The 26814-nt window shown below is 66.3% G+C and carries 26 protein-coding genes; 10 read left to right on the top strand and 16 right to left on the bottom strand.

Annotated features, from left to right (window positions below):
* Positions 1 to 57 precede the first annotated feature (57 nt).
* From CVS48_RS20245 to CVS48_RS20225, 5 genes are read left to right on the top strand one after another with little or no spacing between them, the layout of a single operon-like run.
* Entirely contained in the window at positions 58 to 879 is an 822-nt protein-coding gene (locus CVS48_RS20245) for an ABC transporter substrate-binding protein (protein ID WP_167401029.1), read from the top strand.
* 31 nt (positions 880 to 910) lie between these two features.
* Positions 911 to 1600: an amino acid ABC transporter permease gene (locus CVS48_RS20240; RefSeq protein WP_100856000.1), complete on the top strand. Its 690-nt coding sequence runs from the start codon at positions 911 to 913 to the stop codon at positions 1598 to 1600.
* The gene (locus tag CVS48_RS20235; RefSeq protein ID WP_100855999.1) at positions 1593 to 2282 is read left to right on the top strand and encodes an amino acid ABC transporter permease; all 690 of its coding nucleotides are present in this window, start codon (positions 1593 to 1595) and stop codon (positions 2280 to 2282) included. Before CVS48_RS20240 ends, CVS48_RS20235 begins: the two co-directional genes overlap by 8 nt.
* 11 nt (positions 2283 to 2293) lie before the next feature.
* Positions 2294 to 3028: an amino acid ABC transporter ATP-binding protein gene (locus tag CVS48_RS20230; protein ID WP_100855998.1), complete on the top strand. Its 735-nt coding sequence runs from the start codon at positions 2294 to 2296 to the stop codon at positions 3026 to 3028.
* A 33-nt stretch (positions 3029 to 3061) separates the two neighbouring features.
* On the top strand, positions 3062 to 4036 hold the full coding sequence (locus tag CVS48_RS20225) for a LysR family transcriptional regulator (protein ID WP_100855997.1): 975 nt from the start codon (positions 3062 to 3064) through the stop codon (positions 4034 to 4036).
* 70 nt (positions 4037 to 4106) lie between these two features.
* On the opposite strand, the gene CVS48_RS20220 is transcribed toward CVS48_RS20225, so the two are convergent.
* The 5 genes from CVS48_RS20220 to CVS48_RS20200 all read right to left on the bottom strand — a co-directional run bounded on the left by CVS48_RS20220 (position 4107) and on the right by CVS48_RS20200 (position 11680).
* Complete coding sequence (locus tag CVS48_RS20220) at positions 4107 to 4499, bottom strand: I78 family peptidase inhibitor (RefSeq protein WP_100855996.1); 393 nt, start codon at positions 4497 to 4499, stop codon at positions 4107 to 4109.
* 181 nt (positions 4500 to 4680) lie between these two features.
* Positions 4681 to 7926: an error-prone DNA polymerase gene (locus CVS48_RS20215; RefSeq protein ID WP_167401028.1), complete on the bottom strand. Its 3246-nt coding sequence runs from the start codon at positions 7924 to 7926 to the stop codon at positions 4681 to 4683.
* 10 nt (positions 7927 to 7936) lie between these two features.
* Complete coding sequence (locus CVS48_RS20210) at positions 7937 to 9406, bottom strand: Y-family DNA polymerase (protein ID WP_100855995.1); 1470 nt, start codon at positions 9404 to 9406, stop codon at positions 7937 to 7939.
* A complete protein-coding gene (gene imuA / locus CVS48_RS20205) occupies positions 9336 to 10040 on the bottom strand; it encodes a translesion DNA synthesis-associated protein ImuA (protein WP_100855994.1) in 705 nt (234 codons plus the stop codon). Before imuA ends, CVS48_RS20210 begins: the two co-directional genes overlap by 71 nt.
* Before the next feature lie 149 nt (positions 10041 to 10189).
* Positions 10190 to 11680 carry an amino acid permease gene (locus tag CVS48_RS20200; RefSeq protein WP_100855993.1) on the bottom strand — a complete coding sequence of 497 codons (1491 nt, stop codon included), beginning with the start codon at positions 11678 to 11680 and terminating at the stop codon, positions 10190 to 10192.
* Between the two features lie 177 nt (positions 11681 to 11857).
* On the opposite strand from CVS48_RS20200, the gene ypfH reads away from it, so the two are divergent.
* Both ypfH and CVS48_RS20190 read left to right on the top strand, forming a co-directional pair.
* A complete protein-coding gene (gene ypfH / locus CVS48_RS20195; RefSeq protein ID WP_100855992.1) occupies positions 11858 to 12562 on the top strand; it encodes an esterase in 705 nt (234 codons plus the stop codon).
* A gap of 93 nt (positions 12563 to 12655) precedes the next feature.
* Positions 12656 to 13465 (top strand): IclR family transcriptional regulator, encoded by an 810-nt coding sequence (locus CVS48_RS20190; RefSeq protein ID WP_100855991.1) that lies wholly within the window; start codon positions 12656 to 12658, stop codon positions 13463 to 13465.
* Positions 13466 to 13558: 93 nt separating this feature from the next.
* Here the strand turns inward: CVS48_RS20190 and CVS48_RS20185 are convergent, their stop codons facing one another.
* The 11 genes from CVS48_RS20185 to queE all read right to left on the bottom strand — a co-directional run bounded on the left by CVS48_RS20185 (position 13559) and on the right by queE (position 24747).
* On the bottom strand, positions 13559 to 14353 hold the full coding sequence (locus CVS48_RS20185) for an SDR family NAD(P)-dependent oxidoreductase (RefSeq protein ID WP_100855990.1): 795 nt from the start codon (positions 14351 to 14353) through the stop codon (positions 13559 to 13561).
* Position 14354: 1 nt separating this feature from the next.
* Positions 14355 to 15332, bottom strand: coding sequence for a Bug family tripartite tricarboxylate transporter substrate binding protein (locus CVS48_RS20180; RefSeq protein WP_100855989.1), 978 nt, complete (start codon positions 15330 to 15332; stop codon positions 14355 to 14357).
* Positions 15333 to 15397: 65 nt separating this feature from the next.
* Entirely contained in the window at positions 15398 to 17125 is a 1728-nt protein-coding gene (locus tag CVS48_RS20175; RefSeq protein ID WP_100855988.1) for a thiamine pyrophosphate-binding protein, read from the bottom strand.
* 52 nt (positions 17126 to 17177) lie between these two features.
* Positions 17178 to 18044: a hypothetical protein gene (locus CVS48_RS20170; RefSeq protein ID WP_100855987.1), complete on the bottom strand. Its 867-nt coding sequence runs from the start codon at positions 18042 to 18044 to the stop codon at positions 17178 to 17180.
* Between the two features lie 249 nt (positions 18045 to 18293).
* On the bottom strand, positions 18294 to 19721 hold the full coding sequence (locus CVS48_RS20165; protein WP_100855986.1) for an efflux transporter outer membrane subunit: 1428 nt from the start codon (positions 19719 to 19721) through the stop codon (positions 18294 to 18296).
* On the bottom strand, positions 19718 to 20596 hold the full coding sequence (locus CVS48_RS20160; RefSeq protein ID WP_100855985.1) for an efflux RND transporter periplasmic adaptor subunit: 879 nt from the start codon (positions 20594 to 20596) through the stop codon (positions 19718 to 19720). The genes CVS48_RS20165 and CVS48_RS20160 overlap by 4 nt, the downstream gene beginning before the upstream one ends.
* Positions 20597 to 20598: 2 nt before the next feature.
* Positions 20599 to 20811, bottom strand: a complete 213-nt coding sequence (locus tag CVS48_RS20155; protein ID WP_006219803.1) for a DUF1656 domain-containing protein — start codon at positions 20809 to 20811, stop codon at positions 20599 to 20601.
* Positions 20808 to 22871, bottom strand: coding sequence for an FUSC family protein (locus tag CVS48_RS20150; RefSeq protein ID WP_100855984.1), 2064 nt, complete (start codon positions 22869 to 22871; stop codon positions 20808 to 20810). The genes CVS48_RS20155 and CVS48_RS20150 overlap by 4 nt, the downstream gene beginning before the upstream one ends.
* A complete protein-coding gene (locus tag CVS48_RS20145) occupies positions 22868 to 23353 on the bottom strand; it encodes a MarR family winged helix-turn-helix transcriptional regulator (RefSeq protein ID WP_100855983.1) in 486 nt (161 codons plus the stop codon). The genes CVS48_RS20150 and CVS48_RS20145 overlap by 4 nt, the downstream gene beginning before the upstream one ends.
* Positions 23354 to 23642: 289 nt before the next feature.
* Complete coding sequence (gene queD / locus CVS48_RS20140; protein ID WP_050446995.1) at positions 23643 to 24086, bottom strand: 6-carboxytetrahydropterin synthase QueD; 444 nt, start codon at positions 24084 to 24086, stop codon at positions 23643 to 23645.
* A 28-nt stretch (positions 24087 to 24114) separates the two neighbouring features.
* The gene (queE, locus tag CVS48_RS20135; protein ID WP_050446994.1) at positions 24115 to 24747 is read right to left on the bottom strand and encodes a 7-carboxy-7-deazaguanine synthase; all 633 of its coding nucleotides are present in this window, start codon (positions 24745 to 24747) and stop codon (positions 24115 to 24117) included.
* Between the two features lie 76 nt (positions 24748 to 24823).
* On the opposite strand from queE, the gene arfB reads away from it, so the two are divergent.
* The 3 genes from arfB to CVS48_RS20120 all read left to right on the top strand — a co-directional run bounded on the left by arfB (position 24824) and on the right by CVS48_RS20120 (position 26813).
* On the top strand, positions 24824 to 25240 hold the full coding sequence (arfB, locus tag CVS48_RS20130; RefSeq protein ID WP_100855982.1) for an alternative ribosome rescue aminoacyl-tRNA hydrolase ArfB: 417 nt from the start codon (positions 24824 to 24826) through the stop codon (positions 25238 to 25240).
* An 81-nt stretch (positions 25241 to 25321) separates the two neighbouring features.
* Positions 25322 to 25675, top strand: a complete 354-nt coding sequence (locus CVS48_RS20125; RefSeq protein ID WP_100855981.1) for an ArsR/SmtB family transcription factor — start codon at positions 25322 to 25324, stop codon at positions 25673 to 25675.
* Between the two features lie 85 nt (positions 25676 to 25760).
* Complete coding sequence (locus CVS48_RS20120) at positions 25761 to 26813, top strand: alkene reductase (RefSeq protein ID WP_100855980.1); 1053 nt, start codon at positions 25761 to 25763, stop codon at positions 26811 to 26813.
* The last annotated feature ends 1 nt before the right edge of the window (position 26814 follow it).

The following is a 26814-nucleotide window of genomic DNA, read 5'->3' as shown; positions in this document are numbered from 1 at the left end:
GGCGCCTTGCTACGCTAGACCGTTTGACCACCACACAACACACAAGGGGAATCAACCATGAAACGCCACACTTTCTTCGCGGCCTGCCTGGGCCTGGCCACGCTGGCGCTGGGCGCCGCCGCGCAAGCGGATCAAGTCGACGACATCAAGGCGCGCGGCGAACTCGTCTGCGGCACGCTGGGCACGTCGCAACCGTTCAGCTTCCAGGACGGCGCCACCCGCCAGTTGGTGGGCTATGACGTGGACGTGTGCAAACTGGTTGCCGACAAGCTGGGCGTGAAGATCAGCTACAAGCTGCTGTCGGTGGCGGCGCGCGTGCCGGAATTGAACGAAGGGCGCGTGGACATCCTGGCCGCCAACCTGGGTTATTCGCCGGATCGCGCCGAACAAATCGCGTTCAGCCACGCTTACTACGTCAGCCCGCAAAAGCTGTTGGTGCGCAAGGACTCGGGCCTGGACAGCATCGAAGCGCTGAACGGTCACCGCATTGGCGCCACCAAGGGCTCCAGCTCGGAGCGCGAGATCAAGCGCATCCTGGACAAGTCCAAGGTGATTGGTTATGGCGACAGTTCGGCCACCTACCTGGCCTTGCAGCAAAAGAAGGTGGATGCGCAGTTTGCGTCGGAACTGGTGCTGGTGCGCCTGGTGCTGCAAAGCCCGCCCACGGCGCCCGTCAGCGTGATCGGCAAGTCGGTGTTTGACGAGCCCTGGGGCCTGGGTGTGCGCAAGTCCGAGACGCGCATGTTGCAAACCGTGAACCAGGCGCTGGACGAAGCCGAGAGCTCGGGCGAGGCGGCCAAGCTGTTCGACAAGTGGTTCGGCCCCACCACGCCCTACAAGCTGGAGCGCGGGTTCAAGATCGGCCCCATCGCCGGCTGATGGCCGCGCAACCGCCAAGGGCCGACGCTTTATGAGCTTGCTAGATGCATCCCAATACCAGCTGCTGTTCAGCGGCATGGTGGTGACCGTGCAGCTGTTCTTCGTTGCCTGGGTCATGGCCTTCGCCATCGCGGTGACGCTGGTGGTGGTGCGGGCCACCAACCTGGCGCCATGCCGCTGGGTGGTGGACGCCTATGTGGAATATCACCGCAACGTGCCGCTGTTGGTGCAGGTGTTGTTCTGGTATTTCGGCATGCCGGAGCTGCTGCCCGAAGGGCTGCGGCTGTGGCTCTACGATCACAACGCCGAGATGTCGCTGGCGGCGATTGCGCTGGCGCTCGGTTCGGCCGCGTACATCGCCGAGGACATCCGCAGCGGCTTGCGTGCCATACCCTGGACGCAGTTCGAGGCGGCCCGCGCGCTGGGCGCAAGCTACCTCCAATGCATGCGTTACGTGATCGTGCCGCAGGCGCTACGCATTTCCATCCCTCCGCTGGTCGGCCGCGCGTTGCTGCTGTTCAAGAACACCAGCGTGGCGATGGCGATCGGCGTGATGGAGCTGACCTATCAGGCACGCGAAATTGAAAACGAAACGTATCGCACCTTCGCCACCTTTGGCGCGGCCACGATCATGTACCTGCTGGGATCGTTCCTGATCATGGCGGTGGGGTCGCGCGTCTACGCCCGTTATCGCTTGAATCGCGGAGGCCACGGTGCTTGACCTGCTGATGCAATACTGGCCGACGCTGCTGGTCGGCCAATACCCCAACGGGCCCTTGGGCGGACTGGCGCTGACGCTGATCCTGGCGGCGCTGGGCTTGTTGATGTCCTTACCGTTGGCGCTGCTGATCGCGCTGGCCCGAGTCAGCCCGTTCGGCGCGCTGCGGGTCGCCAGCAAGGGGCTGGTCAACGTGGTGCGCGGCATGCCGCTGTTGATGCTGATCTTCTGGGCGTACTTCGTGGTACCCAAGTTGACGGGGCAGGTGGTCAGCGGTTTCTGGACGCTGATCTTCGCGCTGGTGGTCTATGAAAGCGCCTACTTGTCCGAGGTGATTCGGTCGGGCATCGAGGCGGTGCCGCGTGGCCAGATTGAAGCGTCGCGTTCGCTGGGCGTGGGCTACTGGACGACGATGCGCAAGGTGGTGCTGCCGCAGGCGCTGTTCAACGTGCTGCCCAGCATGACAAGCCAGTTCGTCTCCACGATCAAGGAAACGTCCTTGGGCTATGTCATCAGCGTCAACGAGCTGACCTTTGCGGCCAATCAAATCAATAACCTGGTGCTGACCCAGCCGCTGCAGGTGTTCGGCATCCTGGCCATTATCTATTTCCTGGTGTGCTTCAGCCTGAGCCGCGGCTTGAGCTGGCTGGACCTGCGTATCCGCCGCTCGCGCGCCATGGCTTAACGGAAAGAATCATGATCAAGCTTGAAAAAGTGAACAAGTGGTATGGCGACCATCACGTGCTGAAAGACGTGGACCTGTCCGTGGCGCGTGGCGAAGTGCTGGTGGTGTGCGGGCCGTCGGGCTCGGGCAAGTCGACCATGATCCGCACGGTGAATCGGCTGGAGCCTATTGAGAAAGGCCGCATCCTGATCGACGGCGCGGACATCTACCAGAAGGGCGCGAACCTGAATGCGCTGCGTCAGAAGATCGGCTTCGTGTTCCAGCAGTTCAATTTGTTCCCGCACATGAGCGTGCTGGAAAACGTGATCTTCGCGCCGGTCAACATTCGCAAGCAGCCGCGCAAGCAGGCGGTGGAATTGGCGCGTGCATTGCTGGAGCGGGTGGGGCTGCTGAACAAGATCGACGCCTACCCTGGTGCGCTGTCGGGCGGCCAGCAGCAGCGCGTGGCGATTGCGCGCGCGTTGGCGTTGCAGCCGCCGGTGATGTTGTTCGACGAGCCGACAAGCGCGCTCGACCCTGAAATGGTCGGCGAGGTGCTGCAAGTGATGAAGGGTCTGGCCAAGGACGGCATGACGATGGTGTGCGTGACTCACGAAATGGGCTTTGCGCGCGACGTCTGCGACCGGGTCGTCTTTATGGACGGTGGCGAGATTCTTGAGGTGGACACGCCCGAGCGCTTTTTCAGCGCGCCCTCGCATCCGCGCGCGCAGCGCTTTCTGGCCGACATCCTGCACCCACGCGGCTAGGGCCGTGGCGGCGATGGTAACGTGAGGGTTTCCATGCGTTTCGCATCAACCGCCGCGATGTACACCCTTAAACAGCTAGAGGCTTTTTACTGGAGCGCCGAGCTAGGCAGCTTCAGCGCATCTTCGCGCAAACTGCACACCACGCAATCGGCGGTGGCCAAGCGGGTAGGGGAATTGGAAGCCTTCGCCGGGTCGCCGTTATTCGAGCGCCGGGCCAAAAAGCTGTTCATGACGCCTCAAGGGCGCAAGCTGTTTGAGCTGGCGCGTGAAATGCTGGACCTGAATAGCCGCATCGTGCAAAACATGGCCGACCCGGCCAGTTTCGAAGGTGTGGTGCGGCTGGGGGTGACTGAGCTGGTCGGCATGACTTGGCTGGCGCGGCTGATCAATCAGATCAGCTTGCGCTACCCGCGCGTGCAACTGATGCCCGAGATCGACGGCGGCATTACGCTGTACGAAAGGCTGGACCAAGACCAACTGGACCTGGCCATCATGCCCGGCCCGTTCTGGAGCTATCAATACGATGGCACCCATCTGGGCGCCGTCACCAATGTCTGGATGGCCAGCCCGGCGCTGGATATCGATTTGCAGGCGCGTTTGTCGCCGCAGGACCTGGCGCCGTATCCCGTGATTTCGCAGCCGACCAATTCCGCGCTGTCTCATCTGTACGACGCCTGGTTCGCCGAGCAGGGGTTGTCGGTCAAACGGGTGTTGACCTGCAACAGCCTGGGGATGATGGCGCAACTGACGATGCTGGGGCTGGGCATCAGCTATCTGCCTGGCGCCTACTTCGCGCCGCTGGTCGAACGCGGTGCGCTCTGCCAGCTGAATGTGCAACCCGACCTGCCCACCATCAATTACTACGCGGTGCACAAGAAGAACATCGTCAACCCGATTGTGTCGCGGGTGATCGAGATTGCGCGCGCGGAATGCGCGTTTGAAGTGGCGGGGGCCTTTCTGCCCCACGTGCCGCCCACGCCACCCGCCGTTTTGCCTGACGAAGCCTGAGGCGGCCGGCGATGTCAGGCGTCGGCCAGTCCGGGGCGGGGTGGGGGCCTCGCAGGGCTTGGGGGGTAGATCAACCGCAGCGAATGGCGGTCATGACGTCTTTGTCGTCCACGATCAGGTTCAAACGGGTGGCGTTGTATTCCATGGTGACGAGTTGGCCGGGGCGCAGGATGCGAGCCGTGCTGCTGCCGCTGCGGGTACGCAGGTCTTCCATCGAGGACGTGGTGGCCTTTTGGCCAATTTGCGATTGCAGCGCGGCCGCGTCGCAGGTTTTGGTGCCGTAGCCCGGCATGGCCGAGCCAGAGGTTGACCCGCCATAGGAGGCGCCGCCCGACGTGCTGTCGGACGAGGACGATGAACTGGAGGAGCTGGAGGCTGCCGGTGCGCTGGACGACGACGTTCCAGTGTTGGCGCATGCGGTCAGGCTGGCAACCAGAATGAAAGGGATCAGCTTGCGGATCATGTATAGCTCCTTACAACACCACTACGAAAAAAGCCATGATAGACCAGCCTAGGCGCGCTGTAATCTGGCGTTGCGGCGGCGCGCCAAAAAGTGAAAAGCCCGCGTTGAAAGGAGATCAAGGCGGGCTGCGATGGCGGGGTTTGGTTACTGAGGAAAGTACTAGCTTTCGCCAGTTGGCGTCTCAATGAAAATTCCGGCTATGGGCCGCCAGCCCGCCCAGCAGGTCGGACAGGTCCACCAGGCGTTGCGCGATCAGGTGGCGTACGCCGTCCACGTTCTGCCAGGCGCCGTAGACGCCCAGCAATTTGGCGCCCAGGAGTTCGCGGCGCTGGCGTTCGATGAGTTCCGGGCGCACGACCACGTTGACGGGGCCGGTTTCGTCTTCCAGCGTGACGAAGATCACGCCCTTGGAGGTTTGGGGCCGCTGGCGCACGGTGACGATGCCGCAGGCGCGGGCCACGCGCTTGTCGGGGTAGCTGTTCAGGACCTCGGCCGGCTGGAAATTGCGGGCGGCAAGTTGCGCGCGCAACAGGGCGACCGGGTGGCTGTGTAGCGTCAGCCCCAGGCTGCGGTAGTCGGCGGCCACGGTCTGGTTTTCCGAAGGGGCCGACAACTGGGGGGCCTGGGTTTCCACGATGGCGGCGTCACGCAGCAGGTCGCGGCTTTGGACGCTGGCGGCGGCTTGCCAACTGGCCTGGCGGCGGTGGCCGGCAAGGGTGCGCAACGCGTCGCCGGCGGCCAAGGCGTTCAGGTCGTGGCGGTTCAGCCCGGCGCGGCGGGCCAGGTCGCCGGTGTCGGTAAAAGGCGCCTGCCCGCGAGCCTCTTCGATGCGGCGCACGGCGTCTTCCCGCATGCCCTGGATCAGGCTCAGACCCAGCCGGACGGCGGGGCGGGTCTCTTCGGGGGGCGGTGAATGCGGGCGCGGGCGTCGCTGGGCGCCGGGGTGGTCGTCGGGCAGGGTTTCCAGCGCCGAATCCCAGCCGCTGACGGTGACGTCGGCGGGCAGCACGCAGACGCCGTGGCGGCGGGCGTCCTGCACCAGTTGCGCGGGCGCGTAGAAACCCATGGGCTGGGAATTGAGCAGGGCGGCCAGAAAGGCTTCGGGTTCGTGGCGTTTGAGCCAGGAACTGAAGTACGCCAGCAGCGCGAAGCTGGCGGCATGGCTTTCCGGAAAGCCGTATTCGCCAAACCCCTCTACCTGCCGGAACAGCGCTTCGGCGAATTCCAGCGTGTAGCCGTGCGCCAGCAGGCCGCCCACCAGCTTGACGCGGAATTTGTCCACGCCGCCCTTGCGTTTCCAGGCGGCCATGGACCGGCGCAACTGGTCGGCCTCGCCCGGCGTGAACCCCGCGGCCACCACCGCGATCTGCATCACCTGTTCCTGGAAGATGGGGACGCCCATGGTCCGGCTGAGCACACCGCGCACTTTTTCGCTGGGATAGGTTTCGTCTTCCTTGCCCTGGCGCCGACGCAGGTAGGGGTGGACCATGCCGCCCTGGATCGGGCCGGGGCGCACGATGGCCACCTGCACGACCAGGTCGTAGTATTTACGCGGCCGCAGGCGGGGCAGCATGGTCATCTGCGCGCGCGATTCGATCTGGAACACGCCCACCGTGTCGGCGTCGCAGATCATGTCGTAGGTGGGGACGTCGCCTTCGGGGATGTCTTGCAGCGCCAGCGGTTGGCCACGGCGCTGGCCGGCCAGTTCCAGGGTGCGGCGCAAGGCCGACAGCATGCCCAGCGCCAGCACGTCGACTTTCAACAGCTTCAGCGCGTCCAGGTCGTCCTTGTCCCATTGCACGACGCTGCGGTCCGGCATGGCGGCGTTTTCAATGGGCACCAGGCGCGACAGCTTGCCGCGTGAAATCACGAAGCCGCCCGGATGCTGCGACAGGTGGCGCGGAAAGCCCATCATGGTTTGCGCCAGCGACGCCCATTGCCGCGCCACGCGGGATTCCGGGTCCAGTCCGCAGGTGCCCAGTGTGCGCAGCATTTCCTTTTTGCCGTCCCACCATTGGTGCGCGCGCGCCACGGCGTCGATCACGCCCAGGTCTACGCCCAGCGCGCTGCCGGTGTCGCGCAGCACGCTGCGTGGGCGATACGAAATGACCACGGCGGTCAGGGCGGCGCGGTCGCGTCCGTATTTGTTGTAGATGTACTGGATGACTTCTTCGCGGCGCTGGTGCTCAAAATCTACGTCTATGTCGGGTGGTTCGTTGCGCTCTTTACTTATGAAACGTTCAAACAGGTTGTTGCCGCGCACCGGGTCCACCGCGGTAATGCCCAGGCAATAACAGACGGCGGAGTTGGCGGCCGACCCCCGGCCCTGGCACAGGATGCCCTGGCTGCGCGCGTACTGGACGATGTCGTAGACGGTCAGGAAGTAGGCTTCGTAGCGCAGGTCGCCGATCAGATCGAGCTCTCTTTCGATCTGACCCGCCACGTTTTCCGGGACCCCGGCGGGAAAGCGGCGGGCGGCGCCGGCCAGGGTTTCCTGGCGCAGATAGGTGGCGGGCGTGTGGCCGGGCGGCACGACCTCGTCGGGGTATTCGTAGCGCAGTTCGTCCAGCGAAAACGCGCAGCGGCGCGCCACCACCAGCGTTTGCGCCAGCGCATCGGGCGGATACAGATTGGCCAGGCGCATGCGGGTGCGCAGATGCTGTTCGGCGTTTTCGGATAATTCGTAGCCGCATTGGGCCACGGGCTGGCGCGTGCGGATGCCGGCCAGCGTGTCGTGCAGGGGCTTGCGCGATCGCACATGCATCTGCACCTGGCCCACCGCCACAATGGGCAGATCGGCCTGGCGCGCGGCATGTTCGACGGCGGCGCGGTGCTGGTCGTCGCGCGACCGGTACAGCAGGTTCAGCCCGACCCAGGCGCGGTTGGGAAACACGCGCGCCAACCAGCGTGCCTGCTCGGCCAGGCGGTCGGCGTCGGTGCCGTAGGCGGGGGTCAGGATGACCAGGCATTCCGGTACCTGGCGCAGGTGCTCGGAGCCCTTGGGCGGATGGGTCAGGTCGTCGGGGGCCAAGCGGTATTCGCCCTTGGGCGCACGGGTGCGGGCCAGCGTGATGAGTTCGGACAGGTTGCCGTAGCCTTCGCGGGTTTGCGCCAACAGGGTCAGGCCCAGCGGGGCGGCGTCGGGCGCGGCGCGCAACTGGAACGTGGCGCCGATGATCAGCGGCAGCTTCTGGGTCTTGGCTTCCATGTGGGCGCGCACCACGCCGGCCAGCGAGCATTCGTCGGTCAGCGCCAGGGCGGCGTAGCCCAGTTCGGCGGCGCGGGCGACCAGCTCTTCCGGGTGCGAGGCGCCTTGCAGGAATGAAAAGTTCGACTGGCATTGCAGCTCGGCGTAGCCGGGCAGCGTTGCCAACAGTTCGGACGGGTCGGGGGCGTCGTAGGGGGCGTCGTGAGGGTCGTCTTGCATGCGCGAAGCCTCAGGCGTAGAGCCCGTGCAGGAACCAGCGCGCGTGTTCAGCGTCGCGTTCGCGGTAGATCCAGTAACGCGCCGACGCCGCGTCTTCGGCGACGAAGTAGTCGCGCACGGTCAGGGCGGGGTCCCACCAGCCGCTTTCGATGCGTTCCGGCCCGCGCACCAGCCGCAGCGGCTGGCCGCCGTATTGGGGGCGATGGCCCGACAGTTTCAGGGCCAGCGGCGTTTCCAGCAGCCAGAAGGGGCGGTCCAGCAAGGGCGGCAGGGGCTGGGGCGGGCGCGGGGTGGCCAGCGCGTCGCCCCAGGAGTTCGCGGCTTCGGGGCGGTGGTCGGGCGTGGGGTGGGCGTGGCGCACCTGATCGCGGCCCAGCCGGGCCACCAGCAGGTCCAGCAGGCGGGCGTGGTCGGCCGCGGTGCCGCCGGGTTCGGGAAACAGCGTGGTGCTGACGGCGGGTTGCTCAACGGTGTCGGGCGCCAATAGGGACACGGCAATGACGGGCGCTTCCAGCGTGACGTGGTTCAGCTTTTCGCGCAGCAAGTGCAGGATTTGCGGCGCCTGCCAGACTGGTTGTGCCAGCGCCAGTTCCAGTTCGGTGGGCGGGCGGGCATGGCGGCCGCGTTCGTGTTCCATGCTGAGCACCACGCGCCGCACCGCCAGTTGCCGCGCGGTGAGCCAGCCGCCAAGTTGTTCGGCCAGGCGGCGCGCCACGGCCAGCACGGCGTCGGTGTGCTCGACGTAGTCCATGAGTTCGATGCGCCGGGAGAACTGGTTGGGCGGTTCAATCCAGCGATACAGCTCCGGCGCCTGGCCATAGGCGGCGTCCAGGGCCGGCAGCAGGTCCGGCGTGCTGCGCCGTTGCAGGCCGGCGCGCGGCAGGGCGCGCAGGTCAGCGAAGGTGTGGCAGCCGATATCGCCCAGCCAGTCCAGCCGCGCCTGGGCCTGGGGCAGCAGCGCCAGCGGCAGCGCGTCCAGCCGGCGGGTCAGGGTGGGCAGGGTGAGGGTGCGCCGGGGCACGCGGCGGCCGGGGCGGTGCGCCAGCAGCCAGGCGCCCCGGGCGGTGGGCGCCATGCCCAGGGAGACACGCACATCCAGCGCGCCCAAGGTGGCGCGTATGCGCCGAGCCAGCGTGCGCGGGCCGCCGAAGAACATCAGGCTGGCGCCTACGTTCAAGAGCACGGTGTCGGCATCGCCCAAGGCAATTTCGGGGGTGTATTGCAGCAGCGCCAGCGCCGCGCCGTGCAGGGTGTCGGCTTCGGCCTGCGGCTGGCGCGGCAGGAGTTCCACCTGCGGGGCGATGGCCGCCGCGCCCGCGCGGCGCATGCCCGGCTTGACGCCGGCCTGGCGGGCGGCGGGGGTGAGGGCGGCAACGCGTTCCTGGTCCAGGACGGCGAAGGCGTGTTCCTCATGCGGCCAGTGCGGGCGTAGTACGTCCAGCGGCAGGCAGCGCAGGAAGGCGGCGATCCAGAGGCGCATGGCGGGGGGAAGACGGTGTCGGCGCGCCGGGCTCCAGGCCCACGTACAGCGGGGTGTCGCAGACAGGCCCCCGGCGCTTCAGAATATGGACGGACAAGCCGCCCGGGGCGGGCGCAAGCGCCAGCCGCAAGGGGGCGGGGGTGGCGTTCTGCGCGGCGCTGGCCGGGCGGATGGCGATAAAGAGCAGGTCGCTGGCCTGGGCCGCCAGATGCAGGCGGCGCAGGGATTCAGGGCGCACATGCGGCAGCCAGCAGATCAGGGCGCCGCAACTGCCGTTTTTCAGGATTTGTTCCGTGGCCCAGAGGGTATCGACAGGTTTTTGCGGGGCCACCCACAGCAATTGCCGGGGATCCAGCCGCCAGCTCATCCAACTGGCGATGTGGGGCCGGTGCGGTGGTTGCACCAGCGCAATGGGGCGGCGCGTTTCCAATTGGGCCAGGGCCGGGCGCAGCAGGCGGATTTCGCCCACGCCGGGGTGCGGGGTCAGTAGTTCGATCAGGGATCCCAGCGGCCAGCCGCCGTCCGGCAGCTCGGCGGAAAGCGAAGCGTGCCCGGTGGGCAGGTTGCGCGCGGCGCCTTTGGCCAACTGGGTGGCGCGCCACAACGCGGGATGGATGCGTTCAGGGGTCATCATTACTGTATGAATATACAGTATTGTAGCCCCGTTTTGTGGCCCGCTTTTGAGCGGCTATGGGCCGGCTATGAGCCGGCTATGAGCCGACTATGGGCCAACTATGGCCGCCTGGTGAGCGGCTTTGTGACCTGAACCCGCAGGACCAGCGCCTAGCCGTGGTCCCGATCCAGCCCATAAAAGCGCATGTCTCCGTAGCGCACCCAGCGCGACTTCTTCACCACGCGGTGCCCGATCCACAGCGCCAGGAACAGCGGAATGGCCAGATACGTGGACACCACCCCGATCCAGTCGATGCGATCTTGCAGGAACGCCTGGTAGTTCTGCCCCAGCGTCACCACCAGGCACAGCACAAAGGCCAGCACCGGGCCAAAGGGAAACAGGCCGGCCTTGTAGGGCAGATCGGCCGTGTCGTAGCCGTGCCTGACGTAACCCTGGCGAAACCGGTAATGGCTCATCGCGATGCTCAGCCACACGATGAATTCCGTCATGCCCGCAAAATTCAGCAGCCAGATATAGACCGCCTTCGGGCTGTACACCACGCTAAACAGGCACAGGCAGGCCAGCGCCGTGGTGGCCAGCAGCGCGTACAGCGGCACGCCCTTGGACGTCAGCCGCTTGAACACCGCCGGGGCCTGGCCTTCGGCCGCCATGTTGAACAGCATGCGGGTGGCGGCGTACATGCCCGAATTGCCGGCCGACAGCACCGACGTCAGGATCACCGCGTTCATCACGGTGGCGGCCGACAGCAGTCCCGCATGCTGGAACACCAGCGTGAACGGGCTGACGGCGATGTCCTCGACGTCGTTGCGCAGCAATTGCGGGTCGGTATAGGGCAGCAGCAGGCCGATGATCAAAATGGCCAGCACGTAGAACAGCAGGATGCGCCAGAACACGCTATTGATGGCGCGCGGCACGTTGCGGCGCGGGTTTTCGGATTCGCCTGCCGCCACGCCCACCAGTTCGGTGCCCTGGAAGGAATAGGCCACCACCATCGCCACGCCCACCCAGGTGGCCGCGTTGCCCACGAAGGGCGCGTCGCCGATGGTCCAGTTCGCCAGCCCGACCTGGTCGCCGCCGTGGATGATGCCCACCAGCATGCCCAGGCCGACGGCAATGAAGCACAGCACGGCCACCACCTTGATCAGGGCGAACCAGTATTCGGCCTCGCCGAAACTGCGCGCCGAAAAGGCGTTCAGCCCGAAGGTCAGCGCTAAAAACGCCACGCTCCAGATCCAGCCCGGCGTGTCCGGCAGCCAGTACGCCATGACCAGTTGGGCGGCCACCACGTCCACGGCGACGACCGTGGCCCAACTGACCCAGAAGTTCCAGCCCAGCGCAAAGCCGAAGCCGGGGTCCACGTAGCGTGATGCATAGGTGCAGAACGAGCCCGACACCGGCATGAAGGTGGCCAGTTCGCCCAGGCTCGTCATGATGAAGTAGACCATCAGGCCAATCACCAGGTAGACGAGCAGGGCGCCGCCCGGACCCGCTTCGGCAATGGCCGCGCCGGAGGCCACGAACAGGCCGGTGCCGATGGCTCCGCCCAGCGCTATCATCGTCAGGTGGCGCGCCTTGAGCACGCGGTGCAGCTGATTCTGGCTGGCGGGCGTGGCGCCAGAATCGGAAATCGGTGTTTGCATTGCAACGGGGAAAAGTGGCCGCCGCGGCGGCATTCAGGCAGGGTCCGCTACGGGACTGCCAGGAGGGGGCTAGGGCATCCCCAGGGAACCAAGGGGGCGCCAGGGCCAACGCCGCGCATTTTACAATGCTGTGACAGCGGCGCAGTCCCGCGGCCCCAGCCAGCACGGAGCAGTTTCATGGCATCTACCGGTTCACTTGAATTCCTTCCCGAGGCGGGCGTCGACGTGCGCCAGTTGTTCATCCTGCTGCATGGTGTGGGCGGGTCACCCGATAACCTGCGGCCATTGGCCGACGCCGTGCGCGCGGCCTTCCCGATGGCGGCGGTGCTGGCGCCCGAAGGTTTCGAGCCCTTTGACGGCGGCGGCGCGGGGCGGCAGTGGTTTTCGGTGCGTGGCATCAGCGAAGACAACCGCGCCGAGCGCGTGGCGGCGGCCATGCCGCCCCTGGAAGCCTATGTGCGCCAGGCGCAAGCCCGCTTCAAGCTGTTGCAGTCGGACACCGCGGTGGCGGGCTTTTCGCAGGGCGCCATCATGGCGCTGGAGTTGGTGCAGGCCCACGACGGCATGGCCGGGCGCGTCATCGCGTTTGCGGGCCGCTATGCGCAATTGCCGAAGGCCGCGCCGCAATTCACCACCCTGCATCTGCTGCACGGCGCCGACGACCCGGTCATGAACGTGTCTCACATCCAGGCCGCGCAAGCCCGGCTGGAAGCGCTGCACGGGGATTCCACCATCGACATCGCCAGCCACGTCGGCCACGAATTGCATCCCGCCCTGATCGAACGCGCCATCGTCCGCTTGCAGACCTGCGTGCCGCTGCGAAGCTGGGAAGCGGCCCTGGGTCTGAACCAGACGCCGCCTGATGGCGCCACGGTGCATTGATCGCGGGATGAAACTGCTCGATGATCCGCAGCCCGATGCCCCGCAGCCCGATGCCCCGCAGCCCTATGAACACCGCCCAATGATCCGCACCCAATGAGCACCGCCCGTTCTTCCGTGCCGGCCCCGCCGCGCGCCGCCGATGGGGTGGGTGGCGCGCAAAGCATCTTCCGCGTGCTGCGCCTGCTGAAATACGTGGGGGCCGCGCCCGCGCGGGGCGTGGCCTTGAGCGACGTCGTGCGCGACCTTGGCCTGACGCCGCCCACGGCGCATCGCATGTTGTCGGCCTTGCTGCAAGAGGGCTTTCTGTCGCTGAACGCCAAGCTGAAGACGTACAGCCTGGGGCGCGAGTCCTACATCCTGGGCCTGGCCGCCGAAAGCCGCCACGGCATCAAGGCCATCGCCGAATCCGCCGTGCTGCGGCTGGCCCAATCCACCGGCGACACCAGTTTCCTGTCGGTGCGTTCCGGCCACGAGGCCGTGTGCGTGGACCGCAAGACGGGCGACTTTCCCATCAAGATCCTGACCCTGGAAGTGGGGCACAGGCGGCCCTTGGGCGTGGGGGCGGGCAGCCTGGCGTTGCTGGCGTTCCTGCCCAACGACGATATCGAGCGGGTGCTTGCCCGCTACGACGCCACCACCGCGCCCGACCTGCCGTCCACCGACATGCTGCGCGACGACATCGCCGCCGCCCGCAAGCAGGGCTATGCGCTGAACCCCGGTCGCATCATCCCCGACATGCTGGGCGTGGGCGTGCCGGTGCTGGACCGTGAACAGAACGTGGTGGCCGCCTTGAGCGTGGCGGCGATCCGCTCACGCCTGTCCGGCGCGCGCCTGCATGACGTGGTGGCGGCCTTGCAACGCGCCGCGGCCGAACTGTCGGCGGACCTGCTGCCGCGTCCTTGAATGTGCGCTGAAGTGTGCCCCTGAGCCTGCCCCAGGGCGCGCCCCGAACTGGCCTTGCAGCCTGCCCCAGAGCGCGCCCCGCAGCACGAAGGACTAGCGCCCGGCGCAAGCCTTGCCGCCATCCACCGGCAGGCACACGCCGGTGATGTACTTGGCTTCGTCGCTGGCCAGGAACAGCGCGGCGTGCGCCACGTCCCAGGCATCGCCCATGCGGCCCATCGGGCTGGCGGCATTGCGACGCTGGCGCATGGCTTCCACGTCCTGGAACTGGCCGGCAATTTGCTGGTAGATCAATGGCGTGTCGATCACGCCGGGTAGCACCGCGTTGACCCGGATATTGTCCGGCGCATAGCGCACGGCCAGCGACCGGGTCAGATGGTTCAACCCCGCCTTGGCCGCGTAATAGGACGTGTACGGATAGGTGTTGACCTGGATCGACGCCAGCGACGAGATGTTGATGATGCTGCCGCCGCCTTGCGCCAGCATGGCGGGCAGCACGTGCTTGCAGGTCAGGAACACGCCGGTCAGGTTGGTGTCCAGCACGCGGTGCCAGCTTTCCTCGCTGGCCTCGATGGGGCCGCCCATTTCGGTGATGCCCACGTTGTTGTGCAGGATGTCGATGCGGCCCGCTTCGTCCAGCACGCGCGCTACCACCGCCTGGATCTGCGCGGACTGCGTCACGTCGGCCACCAGCGCGGCGCATTGCCCGCCTTCGGCTTCGATGACGCGCCGGGTTTCCTCGGCCGCTTCGGCGCGCACGTCCACGGCGTAGACCCGCGCGCCCTCACGGGCATACAGCGCGGCGGCCGCCTTGCCGTTGCCCCAACCCGGCCCCGACGACCCCGCGCCGAACACCAGCGCGACCTTGTCCTTTACGCGCTGGCCCATGCTATTGCACCGAGATGTGGGCGAAGTCGGCCACCTTCTTCCACTTGGCCACATCCGCTTTGATCATCGCGCCAAACTCCTCGGGCTTGTCCGCTACCACATAGGCGCCCACGCCCGCGTACTTGGCCTGCACGTCCGGGTCCGCCAGTGCCTTGCGCGACGCGTCGCTCAGCTTGGCCAGCACGTCCTTGGGCAGGCCGGCCGGCGCCAACAGGCCGTTCCACATTTCGGCGTCGTAGTCAGGCAGGCCCATTTCCGCGAAGGTCGGCACATCGGGCAGTTGCGGCAGGCGCGTCTTGGCCGCCACCACGATCGCCCTCAAATTGCCCGACTGGATGTGCGCCATGGACGACGCCGCCGTGTCCCACAAGATGGGCACCTGGCCGGCGATGACGTCGTTCAGCGCCGGGCCGGTGCCGCGATACGGCACGTGCATCATGTCCAGCCCCGACAACGACTTGTAGTACTCCATGGCCATGTGCGTGGCGCCGCCATTGCCCGACGATGCATACGAATACTTGCCCGGCGCGCCTTTGATCAGCGCGAAGAATTGCGCGTAGTCCTTGGCCGGGAAATTCTTGTTGACCACAATCACGCCCGGCACGCGGATGATCTGCGTAACCGGGGTGAAGTCTTTCACGGCGTCGTACGACAGGTTCTTGTACACCGCCGAATTGGTGCCGTTGGTGCTGGACGTGCCCAGCAGCAGCGTGTAGCCGTCGGGCGCGGCGGACGCCACCGCGCGCGTGCCCACCGTGCCGCCCGCGCCGCCCCGGTTTTCCACGACGACCGTCTGGCCCAACTGCTTGCCCAGCGCCTCGGCGAAGATGCGGCCTACCACGTCGGACGTGCCGCCCGGCGGAAAAGGCACGATCAGGCGGACGGGGTGGTCGGGGTAGCTGCCTTGCGCCGTGGCGGCGCCCGTCAGCGATACGGCCAGCGTTGCGGCCGCCAGGCTCATCCAGGTTCTTCTCTTCATGGTGTTGTCTCCTCGCTTTGGTTTGTTGTGCATGTTGTCGTTGTTGTTGTAGTTGCTGACTGATATCAGGCGATGCGGTCGCCCGGCTTGATCTTGGCGGCGCGGCTGTCCACACCCGGCAACATGTGCGCCGGGTCGCGCGTGACGACGACGTCCAGGATGGTGGGGCGGTCCTTGCAGGCGTAGGCGCTGGCCAAGGCCGCCTTGATGTCGGCGGGGTCTTCCACGCGGATGCCGTTGCAGCCCAGCGCGCGCGCCACGTTGGCGTAGTTGGTTTCCACCAGGTCTGACGATTGATAGTTGCCGCCGCCGTACATCAGGTGTTGCAGCGCCTTGATATACCCGGATGCCGCGTTGTTCACCACCACCAGCGTGAAGGCCAGGCCCATGCGCACCGCCGTTTCCAATTCACCCAACGACATATTGCAACCGCCGTCACCCGTCAGGCTGACGACCTGCCGCCCCGGCGCGGCGGCAGCGGCGCCGATCGCACCCGGAATGCCGTAGCCGATGGAGGCAAAGCCCCGGTCGGGCACAAAGCCCCGGCCCGCGCGCTTGGTGTCGAACAGCAGGCCGCCCCAATGCGCGGCAAAGCCGCCGTCGGCCACCAGGATGCCGTCTTCGGGCAGCGTGGCGTTGATCTCATGCATCAGGCGCGCCATGCCGATGGGGCTGTCGGATGACGTCAGCTTGCCCTGCACGGATTCGCGCCAGGCGTGCATGGCTTGTCCGACTTCATCCGCATAGGCCTGGCGGTCGGCTTGCGACGCCTGCGCCGCCATGCGTTCGCTTAATTCTTCAAGCGTGGCGCGCGCGTCGCCCCATAGCCGCAGGGCAGGGGTGGTGGTGCGGTCGAACTCTTCGGCCACGATGTCCAGATGAATGATCGGCACGCCCGCGTTCAGCAGGTCATAGCGCCGGGTGGCCACTTCGCCCAGTTTGCAGCCCACCACGAACAGGCAGTCAGCCTTGGCGATCAGGTCGTTGGCGATGCGGCTGTAGCGGCCGAAGAGGCCCGCGTTCAGCGGGTCGCTGCAAGCAATGGCGCCCTTGCCGCTCATGGTGTGCGCCACGGGGATGTTGAAGCGGCGCGCAAAGGCTTCGACAGCCAGGGCGGCGTCGCTGATGTGCACCCCGCCGCCGCACAGCATCAGGGGGCGCGCGGCGCCGGCCAACATGCTGGCCGCCTGGGCCAGGTCATCGGCGGCGGGCCGGCAGCGCAGCGCGGGGGCGCGGCGGGCGTTGGCGCTGGCATAGAACTCGTCGGCGTCAAAGGCGTGGACGGCGTGCGCAATGTCTTCGGGCACGTCCAGCACCACGGGGCCGGGGCGGCCGCTGGTGGCCACCGCGAACGCGCGGCGCATCAGTTCGGGAATGCGCTCGATCATTTCCACGCGCAGCACGTCCTTGACCACGGGGCGCAGCACTTCAAGCTGGCGCGCTTCCTGCGTCATGTTCTTCCACGAATGCAGGCGGTGCGAATCGCCCACCAGCGCCACCAGCGGCGTGCCGGCGTTGAAGGCTTCGGCCAGACCGGTGACCAGGTTGGTGGCGCCCGGCCCCAAGGTGGCGTCGCACACGCCGGGGCGCCCGCTGACTTTGGTGTAGGCATCGGTGGCGAACACGGCGCAGCGTTCGTCGTTGATCAGGTTGTGATTCAGCTTCAAGCGCCGCACGGCGTCGTAGAAGGGCAGCAATTGAAAGCCGCCCATGCCGAACATCAAGCCGACGTCATGCGCGGCGAACATGCGGGCGATGGCTTCGCCGCCTGTGATTTCCAGTTTTTCCGACATGCGGATGTGCTCCTCGTTTTAGTGATTGTTTTAGTGATGGTTGGTGATCGTTCTAATGATTGGCGCGCCCGTTCAAGAGGGCGTCGATAAAGGTCTTCAGGGGCGTGCCGACACGGCAGCCGAGTTCGCGGGCGCGCGCGTTCGCGCAGGAAATCACGCCCTCGTCGTAGCAGGACCTGGCGTCCCCGATGCATGCGCTATGGGCGGACACCGTCAATGCCGCAATGCCGCGCTGTTGCAGCAGCGGCAGGCGGCCGACGCCCGCGCCGTCCTGGCCCATGCCGGCGTCGTTGAACGTCACCAGCCGGGGCGCGGCCTTGACGCCGTCGGTCGGCAGCCCGGCCAAGCGCTCGCCATGCGATGCCGTGACGGCGATCAGGCCGTTGTCGCGTTCGTCCAGCAGCGACACCGAGTCCACGCCGATGACGCACGGCGTGCCGTCGGCGGCGGTGCGCAGCACCATGCGGGATTCTTCGCGCTCGGCGGGCGGCGCGGGCCGTGCTGGGGAATGCGGTGAAGCGTGGGGCAAAGCGCGACCCAAAGACTGACCCAAAACCGCGGCGCATTCGGCAACGCGCATGCCGGGGCGGCAGCCCAGGGCTTGAGCCAGCGGGTTGGCATGGCTGATGACGCCACGGCGCAGCATGTCGGCGCCGTCGCCGATGCGGCAACTGCGGTAATCCGCCGTGGCTGCGGGCACGCCCCAGTGTTCCAGGTCTTGCAGGCCCGCGATGCCGGCCTCTTGCCAGCCCACGCCCGCATCGTTGAGCACCACGGCGTGAACCCGGCCGCGGGCGGCGCAATAAGCCGCATAGCGGCCGCCATGGGATCCCGCGATCACGACCCGGCCGATATCGGCATCGCCAAGCTTGGTAATGCTGTCGAGCACTCGGGCGTCGACCTTTTTTGTGCATTCCATATTATGGATTTTTGTTTTGTGTGTTTGCCTGCCATGCGTATCTATGACCGGCATTGAGCATTTGCGCCCAACTGATTTCAACTGATTTGTCTCAGAATTATTCTAAGGTCCGGAAAACCTGCGCGGCAATGCGTGATCCATATTGTGGAAATGGATTCGACCGATAGAGCAGGAAAAAGCCTGGGCTTGAGAAACGCCGGGCAAAAAAAAGCGCCCCGCGTAGGGGCGCCGATGCGGGGCATCCGCTGGCTAGTCTTCCCAGCCGCCGCCCAGCGCCAGAAAGACGGTGATCTGGTCGTTGCTGAGTTCGGCCTGCGAGGCCGCCAACGCGCTTTCGTTGCCGGCCAGCGTGCGTTCGGCGTCCAGCACGGTCAGGTAGTCGGTCTTGCCGTACTGGAACAGCCGCCGCGCTTGCGAGGCGGCTTCGGCGCTTTGGTCGCGCGCGGCGCGCAAGGCGGCGTCGCGATCCAGTTGCCGCGCGTAGACCACCAGCGCGCTTTCGGTTTCGCGCAGCGCGTTCAACACGGTGGCGTCAAAGCGCGCCACGGCGGCCTTGGTGTTGGCTTCGGCCTCGGCAATGCGGGCCTGCACCGCGCCCGTGTTCGGGATCGTCCACGAGATCAACGGACCCACGCTCCAACTGAAGGTGCCCCGGTCGCCCAACATGGCGGCGGGGCCGCCCGACGCGGCGGACAAGCCCAGCGTGACCTTGGGGTACAGGTCGGCGGTGGCCACGCCGATGCGGGCGGTGGACGCGGCCAGCGTGCGCTCGGCCTGGCGGATGTCGGGGCGGCGGCGCAACAGCGCGGCGCCGTCACCCACCGGAATGGTGCGGGTCAGGCGCGGCGCGGTGGCGCATTGCAGCAGCGACGCGGGAATGTCGTTGGGGGTCTGCCCCGTCAGCGCGGCCAGGCGGTACAGCGCAGTGCGCTGCTGCGCCTGAAACGGCGGCAGGTTGGCCTGCAACTGTTCAAGCTGGCTGCGCGCGCGCGTGACGTCCAGCGTGGTGCCACGGCCGGCGCGTTGCAAGCGGCTGACGGCATCCAGCGATTCTTTTTGCACCTGCACCGAATGCTGGGCCGAGGCCAACTGCATGCCCGCCGCGCACATATTGGCGTAGGCGCGCGCGGTTTCGGCGGCGACGGTGACGCGGGTGGCGTCGTAGGCGGCTTGCGCGGCCTGGGCATCACCGCTGGCGGCTTCGATGGCGCGGCGAATCTGCCCGAACAGGTCCAGTTGGTACGACACGCTGGCGCCGGTGGAATACGACCAGCGGCTAGGCGGGTTGACGCCCGGTTGCAGTTCCTGCAAGCCCGATACGTGGCCGAAGGTGGGTGATGCGTTCACGCCGATGCTGGGCTGTTGCTGCGCCTGGGATTCCTGCACGGCGGCCTGCGCGCGTTCCAGGTTGGCGCTGGCCACGCGCAGGTCGGTATTGGCCGACAGGGCCTTGTCGATCAGGCCGTCCAGCACCGGGTCGTGGTAAAGGCGCCACCAGTGTCCGGCCACCGCCTCTTGCTGATACACCCCGGGCTGCGCTTCGATGAAGGCGCTTTGCGCGCTTGGCCGTTGCACGGCGGACCCGGCCGGCGTTTGATAGTCCGGGCCCACGGTGGTGCATCCGGCCAGGGCTATCACCAGGGCCAGCAGCGGGGGTAGAAAGTGCCGGGCGTTCATGCTGGGTCTACCGACACGGTGGCCGTCTGGCCGGCGACCAGGCGCACGCCGTCGGGCACGGCGTCGATCTTCACGCGCACCGGAATGCGCTGGGCAAGGCGCACCCAGTTGAAGGTGGGGTTCACGTTGGGCAGCAGATTGGCGCCCGTACTGCGGTCGCGGTCGGCAATACCCATGGCGATGCTTTCCACGTGGCCGCGAATGTGGCGCGAATCGCCCATCAGCGTCACCGTGACAGGGGCGCCTTCGTGGATGCCGGGAAGCTTGGTTTCTTCAAAATAGCCTTCCACGTAGAAGCTGCCGGCGTCCACCAGGGCCATCACGCCGTGGCCTGCCGTGGCGTAGGACCCCGCGCGCAGATCCAGGTTGGTGATGCGGCCATCGCTGGCGGCCACCACGCGGCTGCGCTCCAGGTTCAGGCGGGCGGTGTTCAGTTGCACTTGCGCCTGCGCCAGCGCGGCTTCGGTCTGCTGCACCTTGGTCTGGCTTTGCTCGACCGCTTCGGCGGCCACCAGTTGGCCCAGCGAGCGGTTGCGCTTGGCGTCGCGCAGCGCCTGGTCGTGCGCCACTTGCTGCGATCGCACCGATGCCTGGGCCTGGTCAAACGCCAACTGGAAGCGGGCGCGGTCAATTTCAAACAGCAGGTCGCCGGCCTTCACGTCCTGGTTGTCGTGCACGGGCACGCTCGTTACCAGGCCGGAGACATCGGGTGCCACCTGCACCACATAGGCCTTGACGCGGCCATCGCGCGTCCAGGGTTCAACTTCATAGTGCACCCAAAGCTGCCAGCCGGCGTAAGCGGCGGCGGCGACGACGATGGCCGTCACCGCGAACTTGCCGATAGCAGCAGGGCGAAGGGCGTTGGGGAGTTTCATACCTATCTCTGTAAAAAATATGGGGAAATCAGGGACACGCCATACAGCAGCACCACGAACAGCGCCAGATCAAACAGCGCGGGATGCCACACCAGGCGGTACAGGCCGACGCGCGCCAGCACGCGGCGCAATGCCCAGGCCACGCCGAGCGTGACGACGCCCAGTACCAGCAGCCAGGGGAAGTAAATGCCGTACAGATTGAATTCACCGATCATGATGCGTGGCCCTCCATGGCGGGATGGGCGGGTTGGTAGTCGGGGGCGTCGGGAAAGAAAGCGCGGCGGATGCCCACCAGCGCCACCACCGCGCGGTCGCGGGCGGCCAGACCTTGCGGCGTGGCGGCCACGCTGGACAGCGCGCGGTCGATCTGCGCCAGGAACTCGGGCGTCTTTTCTCCGACGCGCCACGCGGAGCGCGCGCGGAAGAACTGCGCCAGGCTGTTCAACACGGGCTGGATCGTGGCATCGGCCATCGGCAGATGACGGCGGGCGCGCTGCAATTCGGTAATGTCGCGGCCCACGCGCAGGTCTTTCAGTGCGTCCGCGGCCACCAGGTCATCGGGCCGCTGTGACAGCGCCAGGCGCGGCTGCAACAGGCCGATGCGATCCAGCATGCGGGCGGTGTAGGTATGGCGCGAGGGCGCGCGCGGCGAGGCGGCCAGCGTCGCCAGTTCTTTCCAGTTGGCGGCCTGGATGCGGCGGGCGCTCCAGTCGGCGCTGACGGTGCGGAACACGGCGGCGATGATGGCGGCGGTGGCCACGCCCATGCACTGGGCCACCTGCGTGTCGATGAAGGACACGACGTCGGCGGTGTGGGTGTCTTGCAGCGCCATGGTGCCCAGAAAGCCGAACAGCATCGCCATGCCCTTGCCGGTGCTGGCGGGCCGCGCAATGAAAATGCCCAGCACGAAGGCGGTGGGCAGCATCGCCAGGGCCAGCATTTCAAAGGAATGGATGGCGGGCATGATGCCCAGCAGATACAGGGCCGACAGCGGAATCGAATACACCGTGTACGTCAGGAACTGCATGATGCCCGGCACGGGATTGTCTTGCGACGCAAAGAAGCAACTGAAGATGGCGGCCATCAACGCAGCGGTGGCGCCGTTGCTCCAGGCCGTGCCGATCCAGAACGCGCAGCACACCGAAATGGCCACGCCCGCGGCCAGCGCCGACAGCAGCGCCATGCCATGGTCGCGGTGCAGCGCGGCGTTGGGATCGCGGGCAGCGTGGGCCTTGTGTGCCGAAGCCCTTCGCGGCGCGCCTGCCAGGCCGGCATGGATCTCGCGGCGCAGCGCCAGGCATTCGTCATAGGTGTCGATCAGCTCGCGCAGCCGCGTCATCAGGCTGGCCAGAAGCGCGTCGCGCCAGGTGGAATGGCTATCGATGGCTGGCGTCAGCCGCGAGACGGCGGCGCGCAGTTGCACGGCGGTGTCGTGCGAAGCCTGGGCGCCGGCATTGATCCATTCCGAAATATCGTTCAGCAGCGCGGATACGGGTTCGGGCAGCGGCTGGTCATTGGCCTGAAGCGCCCGCAGGCGGTCTTCCACGGCAGATACGGCCGGCGTCAACGCCGAAATCTGGTCCTGCATGGCGCGCACGGCGCCGGACGTCCAGCGCAGGTTGCTGGTGTCGAACGGCACGTGGGTGGACAAGAGCCGCAATTGGGTGATGTCGTTGGCCAGCACGCGGCGGTCGCGGTCGCGCTGTTCGGCGGCTTTACCGCTGAGCGTGTCGTGCATCCAGTTGCGGGCGTCGCGCACGGCTTTGTCCAGTTGCAGCGTCAAGGCGGGCGCCAGCCCGCGCGGCAGCACAATGCTGTGGACCAGGGTGGCGCAGACGATGCCCAGGGTGATTTCCTCAACCCGGGCAAGCGCGGTGTCGAAGACCAACGACGGGTCGGTCACGCTGGGAAAGCCGATCATGGCGGCGGTGTAACCCGCCAGCATGAACAGGTAGGACCGCGGCGTGCGGTCCAGCACCGACATATACAGGCAGGCGCCCACCCACAGCACCATGGCGGCGGTCATGACGACGGGCGAATTCGACAGGCGCGGCACCAGGTAGACCGTGGCGGCCGAGCCGGCAAAGGTGCCCACCAGGCGGTACAGCGCCTTGGAGCGCACGGCGCCGGACCAGGGTTGCGCCACGACGTAGGCGGTGGTCATCGCCCAGAACGGACGCGGCAAACCCATGCTGTAGGCCAGATAAAGCGCCATGATGGCGCTTAGGTAGCTCTTGAGCGAAAAAAGGGTTTCGCGGACGTTGGGCAATTTCACGATGCGTCGTCCTGTTGCTGCTGTGGCTGCGCGTTGGCCGCGCCGCGTCCCAAGGACACATTCAAGGCGTCGAACACGCGCAGGCAGGCTTGCAGATCGGTTTCGCTGACGCCGCTGAACAAGCGCCGGCGCAGTTCCACCAGCACGTCTTCAACCTGTGCGCGCAGCGCGTGGCCGGCGTCGGTCAGGTGCAGGGTTTTGGCGCGGCGATCATGCGCGTCTTCGCGGCGTTCCATCAGGCCGGCGGCGACAAGTTGATCAAGCACGCGAACCAGGGACGGACCTTCAACGCCCAGCGCCTCGGCCAGCGCGCCCTGGCGCACGCCGTCACCCAGGCGTCCAGCAAGGATGACCGGCCAGGCCGTGGCTTGGGATAAGCCATAGTCGGCCAAGGCCTTGTCGGCTGCCCCGCGATAGGCGCGCGACAACACCATCAGGTGAGCGGTGGTTGCCATGAGTTGGGAGTCTGAAGGAGTGTTCATGGAATCGATTGTATCCTATCTATTAGCTTACTAATGATTGAATGTGTCGAATAGGTCGATAGGAATTCTTCATGGGTAGGATGGGTGTGACGCGCAAGACCGGTGAAAAAAACACCACAGCCGATCGCGCGAACCCATCAGACAGCGGTGACTGAACGGCGGAATCGTCTATGCCAAGACGGTGACGTTACCGTCGACGGCAGCGTTCGTAGGATGGGTGCAGCGCGAAAGACCCGTGGCAAGGACCCATCCGTTGATCGCGCGTAACCCATCGAACCACCGCCAATCCTCAACCGTTGCAGTCCGCCCAGCAATTCGGGGTTTCATACAGGCGCACGCGGGACAGGCGCAGGTCGGCGCCGTAGTGGCCGTGGTAGTGCGGGGCCAGCGTGTCGAACACGATCTTGGCCAGGTTTTCCGCCGTGGGAATGCGGTCCAGCACGACGGTCTTGTGGTCGGGCAGAGTGTCCAAAAAGCCGCGCACGGCGGCGTCGCCTTCGTACACCAGGAAAGCATGGTCCCAGACGTCCACGATGTGGGTCTTGGCGATGTGCTTGATCTCGGAAAAGTCCATCAACATGCCGTTGTCGGACTCGCCAGGGGCTTGCACCACGTCGCCGGTCAGGGTGATTTCAAGCACATAGCGGTGGCCATGCAGGTTGCGGCATTGGCTGCGGTGATCGGGGATACGGTGGCCGGCGTCGAATTCCAGCCTGCGGGTGACGGAAATCATCGCGCGGTCCGCCGCGCGTGGGGGGTCATCATGGAATGCCTATGTATTTGTGGGTCTGCAAACTCAGCCGCCATTGCGGATGCTGCATACAGTACTGAACGGCACGCTCGGTATTGGCCACGCGCGCGGGGCCGTCCATGGGTTGCAGGAAAAAGTGCTCGAAATCCAGGTGCGCGAAGGTCTCGGGCAAGGCGTTCAGTTGCGGGTAGACCAGCTTCAGCTCGTCGCCGCGTTCGATGACCAGCGGCGCCGTGCCCTTGGGGCTGACGCAGATCCAGTCGATACCCGCAGGCGGCTTGACGGTGCCGTTGGTTTCGATGGCCACGGTGAAGCCGCGCGCATGGATGGCGGTGAGCAGCGCCGCGTCCAGTTGCAGCAGGGGTTCGCCGCCCGTGAAGACCACGTAGCGGTCTTGCGTGCCCGGTCCCCAGGTGGTGGCGATGGTGTCGGCCAAGAGGTCCGCCGTGGCGAACTTGCCGCCGCCTTCGCCATCGGTGCCGATGAAGTCGGTGTCGCAGAACGTGCAGGCGGCGCTGGCGCGGTCGCTTTCGCGGCCGGTCCAGAGGTTACAGCCCGCAAACCGGCAAAATACCGCCGCGCGGCCTGCGTGGGCGCCTTCGCCTTGCAGGGTCTTGAATATTTCTTTGGCGGAGTAGGTCATAAGGTTGCTGGCGGCCGGAGGTGCCGCGAAAATCGGGCAAAAGCGGATTATTTTACTTGGTATAGACTCCCGCCCTATGTTTCATGTCCAAGATTCCCTGTATATCGACGAACGCGACCTGACGTTCAGCATGATCCGCGCCCAGGGCGCGGGCGGCCAGAACGTCAACAAGGTGTCCAGCGCCGTCCATCTGCGCTTTGACGTGCGGGCCTCGCGCCTGCCGCCCGAAGTGCAGGACGCCGTGTGCGCGCTGAGCGATCACCGCATCTCGAAAGAGGGCGTTATCGTCATCAAGTCGCAGTCGTTTCGCAGCCAGGAAAAAAACCGGGCCGAAGCCATTGAACGGCTGGTGGCGATGGTGCGCGCCGCCATCCAGGTAGACAAACCGCGCCGCGCCACCAAGCCCACGAGATCTTCCCAACGCCGCCGCGTGCAACGCAAAGTCCTGCACGGCGAGGTCAAGCGCCTGCGTGGCCGGGTGCAAGGCGACTAGGCAAAACCCCGCCGCCCGAAGGGGCATGACCACATATCGAATACTTTCGATTTAAGATTCGATAAATTGCGATATACCAATATGACCCTCTCCGCTTCCGCTTCGTCCTCCGATCAGACCGGCGCAGAACCCGGAATTGATACCGACGCCATCATCAAGGCGCTGGCCAATCCGGTGCGGCGTGACATCCTTGCGTGGCTGAAGACGCCGCATGCGTATTTCGAGGAACGTCCGGGCCACTCCTTTGAACATGGGGTGTGCGCGGGCCATATCGATGACCGCTGCGGCCTGTCGCAGTCAACCGTGTCTTCGCACCTGGCCGTCTTGCAACGCGCGGGCCTGATTACGTCGACCAAGGTGGGGCAGTGGGTCTTTTTCCGTCGCAATGAAGCCACGATTGCCGCGTTCCTGCGGCAGTTGAACCAGGATATGTAGTCAGCTGGCAGGCGTGTGCCAAGCCACGCCACGCTGTATGCCGCTGCGCACCGCGCCCCATCACCCCGGGGCGGAAGGACTTTGCATGAGCACCCTGTTTGAACCCCTGCGCGTTGGCGCGCTGACGCTGCGCAACCGCCTCGTCATGGCCCCCTTGACGCGCCAGCGCGCCAGCGAAGGCCGCGTGCCCAACGACTTGATGGTCGAGTACTACACCCAGCGCGCCGGCGCGGGCCTGATCTTGACCGAAGCCACCGCCGTGACCCCGCAAGGCGTGGGCTACGCCGACACCCCCGGCCTGTGGTCCACCGAGCAAGTGAAGGGCTGGCGCAAAGTGACCGCGGCCGTGCACGAAAAAGGCGGCCTGATCGCGGCCCAGCTTTGGCACGTGGGCCGCATTTCCGACCCCATCTTCCTGAACGGCGAACTGCCCGTTGCGCCCAGCGCCATCGCGGCCGGCGGCCATGTCAGCCATGTGCGCCCCAAGCGCGCCTACGTCACTCCGCGCGCGCTGGAAACGGCCGAGCTGCCCGGCGTGGTCGAGGCTTACCGTCATGGTGCGCAAATGGCCATGGAAGCGGGTTTCGACGGCGTTGAAGTGCACGCCGCCAACGGCTATCTGCTGGACCAGTTCCTGCAAGACAGCACCAACCAGCGCACCGACCAATACGGCGGATCGCTGGAAAACCGCGCCCGCCTGCTGCTGGAAGTGGTGGATGCGTGCGTGGCCGTCTGGGGCGCCGACCGCGTGGGCGTGCACCTGTCGCCGCGCGGCGATATCCACACCATGGGCGATTCCGATCTGGCCACCACCTTCTTGTACGTGGCCAGCGAACTCGGCAAGCGCGGCATCGCCTTTATCTGCGTGCGCGAACATGAAGCCGAAGACAGCCTGGGCCCGCGCCTGAAGGCGGCCTTTGGCGGCGTCTACATCGCTAACGAGGGCTACACGCGGGAATCCGCCGAAGCCGCCATCAACGCCGGCCGTGCCGACGCGGTGGCGTTTGGCGTGCCCTACATCGCCAACCCCGACCTGGAACGCCGGTTTGAATTGAACGCCGAGCTGAACACGCCGGTGCCGTCCATGTTCTACGCGCAGGGCGCGCTGGGGTACACGGACTACCCGGCGCTGGCGTAAG

The organism is Achromobacter spanius (assembly GCF_002812705.1).
Classification (GTDB): domain Bacteria; phylum Pseudomonadota; class Gammaproteobacteria; order Burkholderiales; family Burkholderiaceae_B; genus Achromobacter; species Achromobacter spanius.
This window is presented reverse-complemented; position numbering and strand designations above follow the sequence as displayed.

Bases quoted from the DNA above. Each gene is read 5' to 3' on its own strand.
- ypfH (WP_100855992.1), top strand. From the start codon at position 11,858: ATGGCATCTACCGGTTCACTTGAATTCCTTCCCGAGGCGGGCGTCGAC.
- CVS48_RS20240 (WP_100856000.1), top strand. From the start codon at position 911: ATGAGCTTGCTAGATGCATCCCAATACCAGCTGCTGTTCAGCGGCATG.
- imuA (WP_100855994.1), bottom strand. From the start codon at position 10,040: ATGATGACCCCTGAACGCATCCATCCCGCGTTGTGGCGCGCCACCCAG.
- CVS48_RS20120 (WP_100855980.1), top strand. From the start codon at position 25,761: ATGAGCACCCTGTTTGAACCCCTGCGCGTTGGCGCGCTGACGCTGCGC.
- CVS48_RS20125 (WP_100855981.1), top strand. From the start codon at position 25,322: ATGACCCTCTCCGCTTCCGCTTCGTCCTCCGATCAGACCGGCGCAGAA.
- CVS48_RS20170 (WP_100855987.1), bottom strand. From the start codon at position 18,044: ATGGAATGCACAAAAAAGGTCGACGCCCGAGTGCTCGACAGCATTACC.
- CVS48_RS20220 (WP_100855996.1), bottom strand. From the start codon at position 4,499: ATGATCCGCAAGCTGATCCCTTTCATTCTGGTTGCCAGCCTGACCGCA.
- CVS48_RS20165 (WP_100855986.1), bottom strand. From the start codon at position 19,721: ATGAACGCCCGGCACTTTCTACCCCCGCTGCTGGCCCTGGTGATAGCC.
- CVS48_RS20155 (WP_006219803.1), bottom strand. From the start codon at position 20,811: ATGATCGGTGAATTCAATCTGTACGGCATTTACTTCCCCTGGCTGCTG.
- CVS48_RS20175 (WP_100855988.1), bottom strand. From the start codon at position 17,125: ATGTCGGAAAAACTGGAAATCACAGGCGGCGAAGCCATCGCCCGCATG.
- queD (WP_050446995.1), bottom strand. From the start codon at position 24,086: ATGATTTCCGTCACCCGCAGGCTGGAATTCGACGCCGGCCACCGTATC.
- CVS48_RS20200 (WP_100855993.1), bottom strand. From the start codon at position 11,680: ATGCAAACACCGATTTCCGATTCTGGCGCCACGCCCGCCAGCCAGAAT.
- CVS48_RS20225 (WP_100855997.1), top strand. From the start codon at position 3,062: ATGCGTTTCGCATCAACCGCCGCGATGTACACCCTTAAACAGCTAGAG.
- CVS48_RS20160 (WP_100855985.1), bottom strand. From the start codon at position 20,596: ATGAAACTCCCCAACGCCCTTCGCCCTGCTGCTATCGGCAAGTTCGCG.
- CVS48_RS20180 (WP_100855989.1), bottom strand. From the start codon at position 15,332: ATGAAGAGAAGAACCTGGATGAGCCTGGCGGCCGCAACGCTGGCCGTA.
- arfB (WP_100855982.1), top strand. From the start codon at position 24,824: ATGTTTCATGTCCAAGATTCCCTGTATATCGACGAACGCGACCTGACG.
- queE (WP_050446994.1), bottom strand. From the start codon at position 24,747: ATGACCTACTCCGCCAAAGAAATATTCAAGACCCTGCAAGGCGAAGGC.
- CVS48_RS20190 (WP_100855991.1), top strand. From the start codon at position 12,656: ATGAGCACCGCCCGTTCTTCCGTGCCGGCCCCGCCGCGCGCCGCCGAT.
- CVS48_RS20230 (WP_100855998.1), top strand. From the start codon at position 2,294: ATGATCAAGCTTGAAAAAGTGAACAAGTGGTATGGCGACCATCACGTG.
- CVS48_RS20185 (WP_100855990.1), bottom strand. From the start codon at position 14,353: ATGGGCCAGCGCGTAAAGGACAAGGTCGCGCTGGTGTTCGGCGCGGGG.
- CVS48_RS20210 (WP_100855995.1), bottom strand. From the start codon at position 9,406: ATGCGCCTCTGGATCGCCGCCTTCCTGCGCTGCCTGCCGCTGGACGTA.
- CVS48_RS20245 (WP_167401029.1), top strand. From the start codon at position 58: ATGAAACGCCACACTTTCTTCGCGGCCTGCCTGGGCCTGGCCACGCTG.
- CVS48_RS20145 (WP_100855983.1), bottom strand. From the start codon at position 23,353: ATGAACACTCCTTCAGACTCCCAACTCATGGCAACCACCGCTCACCTG.
- CVS48_RS20215 (WP_167401028.1), bottom strand. From the start codon at position 7,926: ATGCAAGACGACCCTCACGACGCCCCCTACGACGCCCCCGACCCGTCC.